Source organism: Gilliamella sp. B3482 (assembly GCF_026536805.1).
Lineage (GTDB): Bacteria > Pseudomonadota > Gammaproteobacteria > Enterobacterales > Orbaceae > Gilliamella > Gilliamella apicola_E.
The window spans coordinates 293,018-307,540 of record NZ_JAFNNL010000001.1; the positions used below are offsets into that span (position 1 = coordinate 293,018).

The window sequence follows — 14,523 nt, forward strand, 5'->3', positions numbered from 1 at the left end:
TATGCAAATTTTAAGTTGGATTGCAGATATACCTTCATTGGTTTTAAACAATTATCATTTATTGTTATCTGGATTATGGCTAACAACTAAGATCACCTTTACCGCTGTTGTATTCGGTATTATTTGGGGAACTGTGCTAGCTTTAATGCGTTTATCAAATAATAAAATTTTAAATATTTTTGCTAAATGTTATGTCAATTTATTCCGTTCCATTCCATTACTATTAGTGTTGTTATGGTTCTATTTAGCATTACCACAAGTTATTAAGCATTTATTTAATTTGCCACCATATGCTGATGTTAGGGTTGTTTCAGCAATGATTGCGTTTGCTTTATTTGAAGCAGCCTATTATTCAGAAATCATTCGTGCTGGTATTAATGCCGTTGCTAAAGGTCAGTATCATGCCGCTTATGCGTTGGGTATGACTAAAGGCCAGGCAATGCGTTTGATAATATTACCGCAAGCATTTAGATCAATGGTACCATTGTTATTAACCCAAGGTATTATCTTGTTCCAAGATACATCTTTAGTTTATGTGATGAGTTTAATTGATTTATTTGGTGCAAGTGTGACACAAATTGGTGTCGTTCAAGGTGGCACAGTTAAGTATTCAATGATTATTTTTGCAGCAATAAGTTACTTTATAATTTGTTATACTGCTTCTCGTTTAGTTAATTATTTCAAGAAAGGGATAAGTAGATGATCTCCTTAGAAAATGTATCAAAATGGTACGGAAAATTTCAAGTATTAAAAAACTGTACTACTAAAGTAGGTAAAGGCGAAGTTGTTGTTGTCTGTGGACCATCAGGTTCTGGTAAATCAACATTAATTAAAACCGTTAATGGTTTAGAGCCTATTCAGAAAGGTAAAATTACGATTGATGGTACTGAGATTACTGATCCATCGACTAATTTAGCAAAACTACGTTCTAAAGTGGGTATGGTGTTTCAGCATTTTGAGCTTTTCCCACATTTGACAATTTTAAAGAATTTGACACTTGCTCAAGTTAAAGTGCTTGGCCGATCAAATGAAGAAGCACGTGAAAAAGCCCTTTCTCTTTTAGATCGTGTGGGTTTGTTAGCACATGCCGATAAATTCCCTGCTCAACTTTCTGGTGGGCAACAACAACGTGTTGCGATTGCTCGTGCACTTTGTATGGATCCAATTGTTATGTTATTTGATGAACCAACTTCAGCACTTGATCCAGAAATGGTTAACGAAGTGTTAGACGTTATGGTTGAATTAGCCTATGAAGGGATGACAATGATGGTTGTGACCCATGAAATGGGCTTTGCTCGCAAAGTTGCGCATCGCGTTATTTTTATGGATGCCGGTGAGATCATTGAAGATACTTCTAAAGAACAGTTCTTTACTAATCCACAATCTGATCGTGCTAAAGACTTTTTAGCGAAGATCATCCATTAATATATAAAAAGCACCAGCTATTATTAGTTGGTGCTTGCTTAATCTTTTCTTTAATTCTTTTGCGAATAATTTGCTATTTGCTCAACTAATCCACTTTCCCGATGTATTTGACTTTTAACCACGCGCTCTAATATTTTGGCATCAGCGTAAATGGATACTGACTTTTTCGCCCTAGTGATTGCCGTATAGAGTAGAGAGCGATTAAGTAACGGTGAGAATTCAGTGGGTAGTATTATATTTACATGATCAAATTCAGAACCTTGTGATTTGTGTATTGTCATTGCATAGGCTGTTTCATGTTCAGGTAGTCGATAAGGTGAAAAACCTTTAATGACTCCATCCGAAAATGGAAAATAGACTCGCAATTTAGAACTATCATGTTCAGCTGTTAGTGTAATGCCTATATCACCATTGTATAAACCTAACGATGTGCTGTTACGTAAAATCATAACTGGTCGACCGATATACCATTGTTCACGTTGATTTAATTTGATCAATTTATGCTTGGCTAGTAGCAGTTCAATTTGTTTATTTAATCCTTCTACGCCAAATTTTCCTTCACGCACAGCGCATAATAAACGGCATTGAGCGAATTTAGCTAAAACTGTAGCGATATCATTATTGGCGTGATGTCTAATGGCATTTAAGTAATCTTTATAGTGTTCAATACAGTCTTCCAATAGAACTTGGTAGATTTGATTTGATGAAAGTTCATAATAACTGACATCTTGTAATGTATTATCAGCAAGTAGCTTTTTAACATTATGATACTGCCCTTCTTTTACTGCATTTGCTAACAATCCAATACCGGATGACTCGTTAAATCGATAACTTTTTTTCAGTAAACAGATGCTATCAGCGATTGTTGTTACAGGTTGATCCGTAATTGGGATGGTATAGCCGGTTAACTTACTTAGCTCATCGGCCCTTGATTGACTATACCCATTTGAAATAAAGTGACATAAGTCTCCAAAGACCGCTCCGGCCTCAACCGATGAAAGTTGGTCTTTGTCACCTAATAAAATTAATCGGGCAGAAGTCGGTAAGGCTTCAATAATTCTCGCCATCATATTGAGATCAACCATTGAGGCTTCATCAATTACAAGAACATCGATATGTAATTGGTTGTTCTTGTTATAACTAAAAGAGCGATTATCAGTCTTTGCGCCTAATAGTCGATGAAGTGTTACCGCTTCGGTTTTAATATTTAATGATTCAAAAGATAGCTGTTCAATTGCTCGCCCTAATGATTCAGTTAATCGTGATGCAGCTTTGCCGGTTGGCGCAGCTGCTACGATTCGTGTTGCTGGGTTGTTTAATACGATTCCAGCTAGAATTTTAGCTACGGTAGTTGTTTTACCTGTTCCCGGTCCACCAGAGATGATGGCAACTTTTCGTGTTAATGCAACAGCAACAGCAATTTTTTGCCAGTCAATACTTGCGCTGTTGTGAGTAAAGAGTTGGTCGAGTATTTTCTTTAAGTCGATACTCGACGTAATATCCAATTGAGTTTGATTGAAATATTGCGCAACAAAACGTTCATCTAACCACATGCGTTGAAAATAGAGTTTGTTTTCAATAAAAACTAAAGGTGCGAGTTGTTCACCAAAACTGACAACATGTTTATTAGATGCTAACTTAAGTACATTAACCCAATCGTCATTCGTCGGTGAATAAAGTTCTGACCAGATTTGTGGCTCAATATTTTCTAATCGAGTAAGATCAAGGCACACGTGCCCTGCTCTTACTTCCATACTTAAAGATAAAACTAAAAAAGCAAAACGTTTAGCAATGACTTCATCTTCAAAATCAATTTTATTAACCAAAAATTGAGCCAAATGAAGATCTAATAAACTGATCTGACTATTTTGCTTAAATTGTTCTAACCACGTAATTAACATACTTTATACTTTGTTTTATTAGGTTTATAAACCATATATATCTCGTTCTTTACCATCTGGATAAGTGATTTTAAAACTTAGATTAAGGTTTTTACTTTCACTTGGGTTTAAGGTGAATTGCCACGTTAATAATCCAGTTTGTTTGTCATATTTTGCGCCATCATATTTGGCATCATCAAGTGTTACCGCTTTATTTAAAATAACAGGTAGTTGATCCTTCACAACAATATTTATTGGCAAAGTTTTGGTATTTTTGACATCAATAGTATAAGCAAATTTTTCTGAAACATCATTACCAAATAGTGTAGGAGTCGAGGTCTCTTTTATATTACGATTTCGAGAAACTAAGATATTTTTATCACGCCCTAATGAAAAATCCAATGAGCCTTTAGTATTTTTGGTTGAAATGATAGTTTCCCCCATAAAATCACCACTGAAAAAGATATTGGCTTTTCCTGATAATAAATTCAGCTTATCCCAATCATTTATTTGCGCTAGTAAGTATACGCTACTATCAAATTTAGGCATTGAAACATATTGGTAATTTGCTTTAACATCTTTAGTTTGTAATGTGATTATGTTACTTTTACTATCGTTTTTGATTGTATAAGGTAATTTGATATCAAGATGGGTATTGATACCTAATGTATTAACATTGCCAATTTGACTAGGATTAACAAATTGCGATTTGACGTCACGTTCATAGTACTCTTGTTTTTCAGAGCTGGAGAAAAATAAACCGCTTTTTTCATAAACGTCAATGTACCATGGATTAAAATCTGGTGGAGTAATATCTTTGCTCGGATTAGATGTTGATAAACTAAAATCAACATCTTGCCAATCTAAACCCGTGTTTTGGTGGATTTCTGCTTTATATGTTAATTGGAGTGGCGAATTGATATCCGCTACTCGCACATCATAAGCAGGTTCCCAACCTGCTTTAGTTGTGATATATGAAAGCGTGATAGGTAGCGTTATATCTTTGTCAGAAGCAACTTTGACTATAACGGCATTGTGTAATTTTCCACTGTTAGTCTGATTTTCATCTAGTTGTTTTTCATATTCGCTTATCTGCCTGTCTAACTCATCGACTTCTTTTTGTAATCGATTTTGTTCATTTAATGCAGTGGTCAAATTGGTTTTCACAAAATCTAATACATTTTTCATTGCTGTTAAGTCATCAGGTCCTTTTTTAGCTAAAGTATCTAAACGGTTACCTTGTAAAAGCATAATTTGTTCATTAACAGCTTTGAGTTCGATTTCTAATGTATCGCGATCTTCTTGTAACTTATTCATTTTTTTAACAGTTAATAGAGTATCTTCACCGTTACGAATATTAGCCAGATAGTTATCACTAAATGATGTAGATAATACTCGGACGTCACTATTAGTACCAAAACCTACATTGATTGTATTTGGTTTAACATCATTAGCAATACCAGTTAATACTATTTCACTTTCACCTTTAGTTAATGAAACAGTTGACTGACCTTGTAATTCTGCTCCCTGAATAAATAATGTCACTTTATTTAATTTAACGTTATTATCTGCCAAAGCACTACCTGAAATTAATGCAATTGCTAATGCAATTTTTTTCATTGAATTATTTCCTTATATCATTCTGATTTTAATTATTAAATTATAAATGTTACTTAAAATGAAGATTGCCTATTTTTAAGATTATAAAAGTATCTCCTATTTTATATTTAATTACTATTAGATTTAAATTGATTAGGCAAAATTATTTTCCTTGTTTAATATATTGAACATTTATTAAAAATGATGTAAATTTAGTTCCAGATAAAAAACAAAAGGTAAGGAGGCGATATGAATGGTTTTAGTTATTTAAAAACTGCCATAAAACGCAAAAATTTATCGTTACAGACAGTTGCTGATGCCTGCCAAATGACCAAAGGTTATTTGAGCCAATTAATTAATGATAAAATCAAAAATCCTAGTGCTCAAAAATTACAATCACTACACCGTTATTTGCAAATTGATCCCAACAGTAAACATAAAAAGGTAGGTGTCATTTTTGGTAAGTTTTATCCATTACATACCGGACATATTTATCTTATTCAAAGAGCGATTAGCCAAGTTGACGAACTTTATGTGATTCTTTGTTCCGATACGATGCGAGATATGGCACTATTTAAAGAAAGCGCAATGTCACGCCAACCAACAATTAACGATAGGATTCGTTGGTTATTACAAACGTTTAAATATCAAAAAAATATCCATATTGAACTTTTAGAAGAAGACGGTATTCCTTCATATCCAAATGGTTGGAATGAGTGGAGCGATCGCGTTAAAAAGTTATTCAAGGAAAAAGCCATCAATCCTAGTTGCGTTTATTCGAGTGAACCACAAGATGTAGCGATGTATAAAGATTTATTCGATTTAGATACTGTGCTTATTGATCCTACCCGCCGATTTATGCAAGTTAGTGGTACACAAATTCGTCAAGCGCCTTTAAAAAATTGGCAATATATTCCAACTGAAGTTAGACCGTTTTTTGTACGAACTGTTGCTATTCTTGGTGGAGAATCGAGTGGTAAATCAACATTAGTTAATAAGTTAGCCAATATGTTTAATACCACTAGCGCTTGGGAATATGGTCGTGATTATGTGTTTTCTCAACTTGGTGGCGATGAACGAGCATTGCAATATGCTGATTACGATAAAATTGCATTAGGACATGCACAATATATCGATTTTGCTATCAAACATGCGAATAAAGTGTCGTTCATTGATACTGATTTTATTACCACGCAAGCATTTTGCAAAAAGTATGAAGGTAAAGAGCATCCATTTTTACAAGCCATGATCAACAACTATCGCTTTGATTTGGTTATTTTATTAGGTAATAACACGCCTTGGGTTGCTGATGGCTTACGTAGTTTAGGAAGTCCAAAACAACGGAAAGATTTTCAGCAACTACTAATCTCATTATTGAAAAAGAACCATATCAGCTATGTTCAAATCGACTCATCTGACTATGATGAACGTTATTTACGCTGTATTGAATTAGTAAATCAACTTATTAATGATAAGAGTATTAATTATGAATAATTTAAGAGATGTCATCATCGCTATTGGACGAAACAAGTTTTATCCACTATTTTGTATTATCTGCGTCACCCTTGCATTTTTGTATACTGATCCATTTAATAATTTCAATTTACGCTATGCCGTATCGTACGCTGGTGCATTTTTGGGATTATTGTGTGTCATTTTATTAGCTAAACGAAAAAACTTAGGAAATGTGCTAGGAATGCTTGCTGTAGTAGCTGAGTGTTGTGCCAATTTTCTTGGTGGCAATATTGGGGCAGGCTTACCTACTTTTTACTATTTTGGTTCACATATTTATGGATTATTTACTTGGCAAAAAAATCTCGATCAGAATAAAAATGTTAAAGTTCGTTCCTTAAATGAAAGTGCATTTTTATATGCGTTGATATTTTTAATTGTTGCAGCATTTTTTAATATCTATTTAACTAACGAAATCGGTGCGAGCAATACTTCATATCAACTCATTACAAATTGCTTTATATTTGGCTTAGGTGTAGTTGCTCAACTATTATTAATGATGAGGTACGCCTTCAATTGGTATTTGTGGGTATTGTTAAATGTATTAGTGATCGGTTTGAATATTTATACTGACAATATTGTTATTGCAACTCAATATTTAATTTACCTATTTAATGCATTATACGGTATTTGTGAATGGAAGCTTTCAGAAGAAAAAGCAAAAGAAAATAAATTATAGAGAACATTCAATCAAAAAATAGAAAATAATTGATTATTTTCTATTTTTTGCGATTTATTCAACATCCCCATCAACAAGCGGTACAAATTTTACTTCCCCAATATTTGTAGTTATAAAATTGTCTCCATCACGCTCAATTAATTGTAACATTTGTTTGTTTTTACCAACAGGTAAAACTAAGCACCCTTTGTCAGCAAGCTGTTCTAGAAGGCTTTGAGGAACTTCTGATGCTGCAGCAGTAACGATTATGCCGTCAAATGGACCTCGTTCAAGCCAACCTTGCCAACCATTACCATGACGAGTTGAGATGTTATGAATATCAAGTTGCTTTAATCGCCGTTTTGTATTCCATTGTAAACTTTTTATTCTTTCTACTGAGCAGACATGATCAACCAGCTTGGCTAGTACTGCGGTTTGATATCCTGAACCTGTACCAATTTCAAGTACTTTGGCTGTCGGCGTTAACCTTAGTAATTCAGTCATTTTGGCAACGATATATGGCTGAGAAATGGTTTGACCGCTACCTATTGGTAATGATCGGTCATCATAAGCTTGATGAGAAAGCGCTTCATCAACAAAATTTTCACGCGGTATTGAAGCTATAGCATCTAAAACACGATCATCTTTTATTCCCTGCTGGCGCAATAAATTAATCATAGCCTGCATTTTTGAATTTTGCATTACTCATTTCCAATTATCAATTCGCGTAAAACACTTGTAGCATAGCAACCAGAAGGTAAGTAGAAATTGATTTCAATATCATTTTCGCCTATCCATTGCCATTTAAGTTGCTCGGGGCGCAATAATATTGAGCGCCTGATTGTTTCCATTCGTTCTTTCTTGAATAATTCCTCAAAGCAAGACCAATGTTTTAAACAATTTGTTTCAAATTCTAATGCAACTGATGTTGTGCCCAATGGCGAATCACCAACCATTGGTGCAGTAATATTAATTTCGCCATTTTGCAAACGTTGTTGTAAAAGTGATAATTCATCAGTTTTAGACAAAAACCAACTATTACTTTTAGATAGTTGTAATATATCACCATCGAGCACCGTTTGCTGAATATTTTGTTTAATTCTTTGGCTGACAATATCATTAAAAATAGCACTACGAGCAGCAGAAAGATAAAAACCTCTTTTTTTACGATCTTTAACTGATATTTCGCCAGTTGCCCATTTTATTGCTTGGGTTATGTTATTTTGATCTCGTCCAAATCTTTGCTCACCAAAATAATTAGGGACACCATATTGTTTAATTGTGTTTAATTTAGGCTCAATATTATCAGTTAAGTTTCTTAAAATAATTTTAAAACGGTTACCTTTTAAAGCACCTATTTTCAATTTTTTATTATGGCGAGTAATTTGCAATATTCGACAGCCTGCTAAGTCAAATTTTGAAAAATCAGGTGTTTCTTTACCTGGCATATGTAAGCTAAACCATTGCTGGGTAACTGCTTGACGATCTTTAAGACCAGCATAACTGACATTTTTAGCTGAAATACCGACATATTTAGCTAATTGTTCGGCGACAAAGACCGTATTGCAGTCTTTCTTTTCAAGATAAACTAAAACATGTTCACCTTCACCAGTAAGCTCAAAACCAAGCTCTTCAATAACGATGAAATCTTCAAATTGCTGTTTATATAAACCATGAGTTGTCGGTTTACCATAAAAATAATTAAATTCTGCTAACACTTATTTTGCCTATCGTTTATTTTGTATTTGTTTTTTTGCTAATAGTACTACTGCCTCACAAGCTATCCCTTCTTTACGACCTGTAAAACCTAGTTGTTCGGTGGTGGTTGCTTTAACACTAATTTGATCAAAATGTACATTCAAATCTTCAGCAATATTAACGCGCATTTGATCTACATGAGGTCTCATTTTAGGTTCTTGGGCAATAATAGTTGTATCTAAATTAACTAATTCATAACCTTTAGATTGAACAATTTGGTAAACTTCTTGTAATAACAATCGGCTATTTATATTTTTGTATTTGGGATCATTATCAGGAAATAGTTTACCAATATCGCCCAAAGCTAATGCGCCAATTAAAGCGTCAGTGATAGCATGTAAAACTACATCGCCATCAGAATGAGCAATAAGTCCATATTGATAAGGAATTGTTACTCCACCTAGGATAATTGGTCCTTCCCCACCAAACTTGTGTACATCAAATCCATGACCTATTCGCATAATCTACCTATATTAAATTTGATTAGTTAAATAAAACGTAGCCAAGCTTAAATCTTCTGGGCGAGTAATTTTTATATTATCTCGACGACACTCAATTAATAATGGATGACCACCACAATACTCTATCGCTGATGCTTCATCAGTGATGGCGACATGATTATTTAAAGCCTTACTCAAACATGCTTTAAGTTCACCAGCATTAAACAACTGAGGTGTAGCAGCACCCCATAAATATGTACGATCCACAGAGTGGCTAATGATATTGGCATCATCTGTATAAGCTTGCTTGATCGTATCACTGAGTGGGGTTGCCAATATTCCACCTTTGTTTTCATGTAAAACTCGATTTATTAATTTAGTGATATCTTCATGACTAACACAAGGCCTTGCGGCATCATGGACTAATGCCCATTGATTTTCAGCAACTAAGTTTAAGCCTGCTAAAACAGAGTCAGCACGAGTTTCACCACCATAAGTCACTTTAACTTTTGATGCAACGTCAAGTGTTTTAAAAAGCTTATCTTCTTGGTTTATCACCACTACTACTTGACTGATTTTAGGGTGGGTTAATAATTTTTGTAGGGTGTGTTCTAAAATGGTCATTTGACCAATTTTTAAATATTGTTTAGGTAATTGACTATCCATGCGACAACCAATTCCTGCGGCAGGAACGATTGCGATAATATCACTATTATTTGCCACGTAATACCTTATTGTTGTGAGTTGGAATCAATAATTATTCGATAAAAATACTCATTAGGTTTAACCATACCCAAATGACTTCGAGCTCGTTCTTCTATTGCTTCATAACCTTTTTGTAAATCTTCAACTTCAGCAAACATCTGTTCGTTGCGAGCTTTTAACTTATCATTCTCTTGATGTAGGTTTTCAAGCATTTGCACATTTTCTTGGTAATCATAAAAATTATTTTTACCATACCATAATGAGTACTGCAAATACCCTAATACAAGAAGTAATATAAATGGGAGTTTCCATCTAATCATGAGTATAATTGTTCTCTTAACTTAAATACATTTCACAGGTTTAGGTAAGCCTGCAAGTTTAGTTGCTTGTTTAGCTGGTCCGTCAGGAAATAATTTATATAAATAGCGACTATTACCTTTTTCTGGACCAAATTTTTTCTCCATTGCTTTAACTAACGCACGGATTGCTGGTGATGTTTTATATTCTAAATAAAAATCACGAACGAATAAAATGACTTCCCAGTGAGCATCAGTTAATTCAATAGACTCTTTAATAGCTAATTCAGGCACCAAATCAACAGACCAATCCTGCCAATTCTTTAAATAGCCTTTTTCATCGGTTTCTATTTGATTTAACATTTTTCAAAACATGGTTTGATATTTGCGGTGTATTATACTCAAATAATAAGATTCCAACACTAATTTTGGTAAGTAAACCATATCAATTTACCTAAATTGACCCGAATTTGGCGAAAATTAGAGCAGTTGATGAAAAATATTAAATTAGCTATTTACAAATAAGTCCGTCTCCTTTAATATTCACAGCCATTGCGGAAGTGTGGCTGAGCGGTTGAAAGCACCGGTCTTGAAAACCGGCGAGGGGCGACCCTCCCAGAGTTCGAATCTCTGCGCTTCCGCCATCTTTCCTAGAGATTAATCAAATAGTTACAATTCAAAACTCAATAAATAACTCTCTTCCAAAATATATCACTTAGAATTAACTTAGAATATATCTATTTTCCCTAAAATACCTGTTTTACGTACAGTGAAAATCATCATCAATTTTTTTGCTAGGGTAAAACTCATACCATTTTTAGCAAATTTCTGCGATCTGCTTTCCAACTTTTCACTTCAATTCACACTCCAGAAAAATATTAGTTATGATGAATAAAACTAACTAATCTTTCATAACATGATCACAATAAACTACACAAAACAATTTACATACTAACCGGCCCAGACACCGATTCAATTTACGATTGCGAAAATGATTCGTATTTTATTTTTCCCTCTCTCGATATACACAATGACTGGTAGTGCTTTTATCGGAATAACGGATTAAACAAAATCGGAATTTTTGAATCGTATCAAGATGCCGTAGAGTATGTTAAGTTGAAGATTGAAGATGAATCTTTTAACTGGATATGATTTAATAATCATCTTATTAATTATTGAGATCAACCATGAAAAAAATAATAGCGATATTTTTTATCTTATTTTCGTTTAGTGTTTATTCTTATGATATTGATGAGTTAATTAAGAAAGCTAACAACGGAGACGCAGAAGCTCAATATAAGTTAGGTAATATATATTCTGATGTCAACAGTACAATTACAGATTATGAGAAGGCTATAAATTATTATAAATTATCCGCAGAGCAAGGTAATTTATATGCTCAACACAACTTAGGCGTAATGTATTATTTTGGCAACGGAGTACCTAAAAATTTATCTATTGCAAAAGAATGGTTTAAGAAATCTTGTGACCAAAAATTTGTAATTGCATGTGGTTATTATAAAAAATTAAATAAGTTTAATTAATAACTTGACCTGCACCGTCGGTTAAAACTCCCGAAATTTTTGCCATGATTTTAATTTCTCCAGATAATAAAAAACCGCTACTAAAGCGGTTTTTTTATTTTTTTAATGCCATAAGCGTAATGATGTCGGGAATGCCCGTTTTATGATGTTTATCGCTCTCGCGCATACTAACACTAAATGTTGCGTGCGCGGAATGACAACATAATATGTGTTGCTAGCAATATGATTATAATTTATTGTTTCCATTGTTTTTACCAAAATAAATCTACCATTAGTATTATCGAATGTAACAACCAGCATGGTTATTTATGAAATTATAAGCTTAAATCAGAGTTTCTACGCAGCAAATAAACTTTATAAATTATTACCCTATCTTAAGATTGATGAGTTAATTATTAAAAAGGTAGAGGCTGATGAAGCTAATCTTTTAGAAGATTACTTTGGAATCTCAGAAAATAAATTCGTGCCAGTGCTGGATAATTTAAGAAATAATGAGTTAGATAATATTACAGATTATCAACATTTATGTTCTTTTGCTGCATTGCAGCTAATTAGAACAATTAAAATACAAAAAATACAGACAGGTATCATGCAAAGGTGTATGAAAAATTTTCATATTCATGTCAAAAGGAATGTTTTATTTATTGTTCAAAACATGCTGAAAAATTATTTTTTTTATACAGCAACTACTATACAATCTGTCATCAGATAAGATGATCATCTGGAGTTGCAATAGGAAATGATCACTTAAACCCAAAATGGATGCTTGCTTTTACGCAATACCGATTATTTGATTTATTAAAAGGAGATTAAGCTTGAAAATATACACGGCACCTGGAGCACGATCTTTGGCTGTTATCTGGGCTTTGGAAGAAATCGGTCTTCCTTATGAAGCAATCCGGGTTGAAATACACACAGATAATGCGGTCGTCAAATCACCACATCCTTTTGGTAAAGTACCATTTTTAACGGAAGGGAGTTTTTCATTAAGTGAAACGTTGGCCATATGCCTTTATATTTGTGAAAAGAAACAAAATACGTTATACCCTGCGAATTTACAAGAAAAAGCTATTATCAATTCTTTAATCAGTTTTTCGATTACTGACTTAGAAACGCCACTTTCTTGCCTTGCTAAACAGATACTGTTTACTCCTGAAGATAAGCAATGGCCAGAATTTATCGATTACTTTAAAAAACAAACCATTGATGTTTTGTCTAGGATAGAACTAAAAGAAACAAATATATGGCTCATTGGTGATACCTTTACGTTAGCAGATATCTTTTTATCTCATCGATTAATGTTTGCAAAAGCATTTGGCATTACGTTGGACAAAAAACTTGAAAACTATCTTCAAAAAGCGACGAGTAGACCTGCGTTTTTGAAAGCTCATAAAATAAATGATAATTAATTCTCATTTATTTTACATTTTTGATTAACCGCTTCATGGCGGTTTTTTTGATTGAACCCTCTTTACTGAATTGGATTTGTTAAGCCGTGAGCAAGTGAGTAGTGAACCACTACTTTACCGTTCCCAATTGATTGATTTGGGCAAAATTATCAATATGTTATTAAGCAGTACTGTCAAGTTAACTCATTTTTAATATAATTATACAAAAGAAGACAAGTAAATTTTATCAACAACATCGTTATTGATAAACTTAGTAAGTATTTCATCAAAAAAATTAGCTTTGACTTTGATTGTACATCATATTATTTTGTCCATACCAGTTTAAAATAATCTAGTTTTCAAAAGGTAGAACAAAGATTTACGCAAAAGATGAAGCATGATTAATTTACATAAAATCTATTAGTTAAATTAGAAGTCTTTTTTCTTCGCTTCCACAATCTTTGCTAAAGATTGATCAATTAGTGGCAATTCAAAATTTAATAAACGACTTTTCTTCAAAAAATATCCCTTAGAATATATTGTAACCTTTAGATTTATTATTCCTCCAAAATATTAGATTTTTATAGATAAAAAACAAATAACCTTAAAATGATTCAATTAAACTTTACCAATACAATATTTGTATACTTAATTCCTATTCAACAACTCTGCCATTAAATTAATGGTATCTTGTTCAATCTGATCATTAAGATCCCTATCATTTTTATACACTACACTAATATTAATTAATCCTTCAAGAATCACCATCAGTTTATTTGTCAAAGACTCTTTATATGAATAATCTTCAAGTTTTGAATAAATTAGATGTCTAACAAATTCTTTATGCTCCATAAGTATATCTGATACGCAAGGCAAGGTTTCACGCATTTCCTCAACTGCTCGCATGAATAAACAGCCATTATAATCCACTTCAGAAAACCATTTTTTATGCCATTTAAATATTCCCAAAATAGCATTTTTTCCATTGAGTCCTTTGATAGAATCCTCAAGTTTTGAACGAAATATTGAGTCTCTAAGTTTCAACACTTCTACGATAAGTTTATCTTTGCTTCCAAAGTGATTGTATAAAGTAGTTTTAGAACATCCTGATATATCCCTAATATCATCTACTCCTACACTAGAAAAACCAGTTCGATAAAACAGTTTTTCTGCCGTCTTAATAATTAATTCATCTGTTTTTTTCAAAATAAATCACCTAAATAAATTGCAAAGTGAACAGATCTGTACTACTATCAATTTTTTGTACAGATCTGTTCATATTTTCTATTCATATATTATAACTTATAAGGAAAACAAT

At 33.0% G+C, this 14,523-nt stretch carries 16 protein-coding genes and 1 tRNA gene; 8 read left to right on the forward strand and 9 right to left on the reverse strand.

Features of this window, described 5'->3' with window-relative positions:
- The first annotated feature begins 1 nt into the window (after position 1).
- Both J3U18_RS01385 and J3U18_RS01390 read left to right on the forward strand, forming a co-directional pair.
- Positions 2 to 703 carry an ABC transporter permease subunit gene (locus J3U18_RS01385; protein ID WP_267352730.1) on the forward strand — a complete coding sequence of 234 codons (702 nt, stop codon included), beginning with the start codon at positions 2 to 4 and terminating at the stop codon, positions 701 to 703.
- A complete protein-coding gene (locus J3U18_RS01390) occupies positions 700 to 1,425 on the forward strand; it encodes an amino acid ABC transporter ATP-binding protein (RefSeq protein ID WP_065562137.1) in 726 nt (241 codons plus the stop codon). The genes J3U18_RS01385 and J3U18_RS01390 overlap by 4 nt, the downstream gene beginning before the upstream one ends.
- Positions 1,426 to 1,475: 50 nt before the next feature.
- Here the strand turns inward: J3U18_RS01390 and recD are convergent, their stop codons facing one another.
- Together recD and J3U18_RS01400 are read right to left on the reverse strand one after the other, a co-directional pair.
- Positions 1,476 to 3,326 (reverse strand): exodeoxyribonuclease V subunit alpha, encoded by a 1,851-nt coding sequence (gene recD, locus J3U18_RS01395; protein ID WP_267352731.1) that lies wholly within the window; start codon positions 3,324 to 3,326, stop codon positions 1,476 to 1,478.
- A gap of 24 nt (positions 3,327 to 3,350) precedes the next feature.
- Complete coding sequence (locus tag J3U18_RS01400; RefSeq protein ID WP_267352732.1) at positions 3,351 to 4,925, reverse strand: mucoidy inhibitor MuiA family protein; 1,575 nt, start codon at positions 4,923 to 4,925, stop codon at positions 3,351 to 3,353.
- 228 nt (positions 4,926 to 5,153) lie between these two features.
- On the opposite strand from J3U18_RS01400, the gene nadR reads away from it, so the two are divergent.
- On the forward strand, positions 5,154 to 6,398 hold the full coding sequence (gene nadR, locus J3U18_RS01405; protein WP_267352733.1) for a multifunctional transcriptional regulator/nicotinamide-nucleotide adenylyltransferase/ribosylnicotinamide kinase NadR: 1,245 nt from the start codon (positions 5,154 to 5,156) through the stop codon (positions 6,396 to 6,398).
- On the forward strand, positions 6,391 to 7,095 hold the full coding sequence (gene pnuC, locus J3U18_RS01410) for a nicotinamide riboside transporter PnuC (RefSeq protein WP_267336797.1): 705 nt from the start codon (positions 6,391 to 6,393) through the stop codon (positions 7,093 to 7,095). Before nadR ends, pnuC begins: the two co-directional genes overlap by 8 nt.
- A gap of 54 nt (positions 7,096 to 7,149) precedes the next feature.
- Here pnuC and J3U18_RS01415 read toward each other — a convergent pair whose 3' ends face one another.
- From J3U18_RS01415 to J3U18_RS01440, 6 genes are read right to left on the reverse strand one after another with little or no spacing between them, the layout of a single operon-like run.
- The gene (locus J3U18_RS01415; RefSeq protein WP_267352734.1) at positions 7,150 to 7,776 is read right to left on the reverse strand and encodes a protein-L-isoaspartate(D-aspartate) O-methyltransferase; all 627 of its coding nucleotides are present in this window, start codon (positions 7,774 to 7,776) and stop codon (positions 7,150 to 7,152) included.
- The gene (gene truD / locus J3U18_RS01420; RefSeq protein WP_267352735.1) at positions 7,776 to 8,792 is read right to left on the reverse strand and encodes a tRNA pseudouridine(13) synthase TruD; all 1,017 of its coding nucleotides are present in this window, start codon (positions 8,790 to 8,792) and stop codon (positions 7,776 to 7,778) included. Before truD ends, J3U18_RS01415 begins: the two co-directional genes overlap by 1 nt.
- 9 nt (positions 8,793 to 8,801) lie before the next feature.
- Entirely contained in the window at positions 8,802 to 9,293 is a 492-nt protein-coding gene (ispF, locus tag J3U18_RS01425; protein WP_324169780.1) for a 2-C-methyl-D-erythritol 2,4-cyclodiphosphate synthase, read from the reverse strand.
- Positions 9,294 to 9,305: 12 nt separating this feature from the next.
- The gene (gene ispD / locus J3U18_RS01430) at positions 9,306 to 10,007 is read right to left on the reverse strand and encodes a 2-C-methyl-D-erythritol 4-phosphate cytidylyltransferase (protein WP_416379927.1); all 702 of its coding nucleotides are present in this window, start codon (positions 10,005 to 10,007) and stop codon (positions 9,306 to 9,308) included.
- Positions 10,004 to 10,297 carry a cell division protein FtsB gene (ftsB, locus tag J3U18_RS01435; protein WP_065562145.1) on the reverse strand — a complete coding sequence of 98 codons (294 nt, stop codon included), beginning with the start codon at positions 10,295 to 10,297 and terminating at the stop codon, positions 10,004 to 10,006. Before ftsB ends, ispD begins: the two co-directional genes overlap by 4 nt.
- A 21-nt stretch (positions 10,298 to 10,318) precedes the next feature.
- Complete coding sequence (locus J3U18_RS01440) at positions 10,319 to 10,636, reverse strand: TusE/DsrC/DsvC family sulfur relay protein (protein WP_065562146.1); 318 nt, start codon at positions 10,634 to 10,636, stop codon at positions 10,319 to 10,321.
- Between the two features lie 193 nt (positions 10,637 to 10,829).
- Here J3U18_RS01440 and J3U18_RS01445 point away from each other — a divergent pair.
- The 4 genes from J3U18_RS01445 to J3U18_RS01460 all read left to right on the forward strand — a co-directional run bounded on the left by J3U18_RS01445 (position 10,830) and on the right by J3U18_RS01460 (position 13,226).
- Positions 10,830 to 10,917: transfer RNA gene (locus J3U18_RS01445), tRNA-Ser, on the forward strand.
- Between the two features lie 543 nt (positions 10,918 to 11,460).
- Entirely contained in the window at positions 11,461 to 11,817 is a 357-nt protein-coding gene (locus tag J3U18_RS01450; RefSeq protein ID WP_267352736.1) for a tetratricopeptide repeat protein, read from the forward strand.
- 298 nt (positions 11,818 to 12,115) lie between these two features.
- Positions 12,116 to 12,529, forward strand: a complete 414-nt coding sequence (locus J3U18_RS01455) for a hypothetical protein (RefSeq protein WP_267352737.1) — start codon at positions 12,116 to 12,118, stop codon at positions 12,527 to 12,529.
- A gap of 103 nt (positions 12,530 to 12,632) precedes the next feature.
- Positions 12,633 to 13,226: a glutathione S-transferase family protein gene (locus J3U18_RS01460; RefSeq protein ID WP_267352738.1), complete on the forward strand. Its 594-nt coding sequence runs from the start codon at positions 12,633 to 12,635 to the stop codon at positions 13,224 to 13,226.
- Positions 13,227 to 13,853: 627 nt separating this feature from the next.
- Here the strand turns inward: J3U18_RS01460 and J3U18_RS01465 are convergent.
- Entirely contained in the window at positions 13,854 to 14,411 is a 558-nt protein-coding gene (locus tag J3U18_RS01465; RefSeq protein WP_267352739.1) for a TetR/AcrR family transcriptional regulator, read from the reverse strand.
- Positions 14,412 to 14,523: the final 112 nt, after the last annotated feature.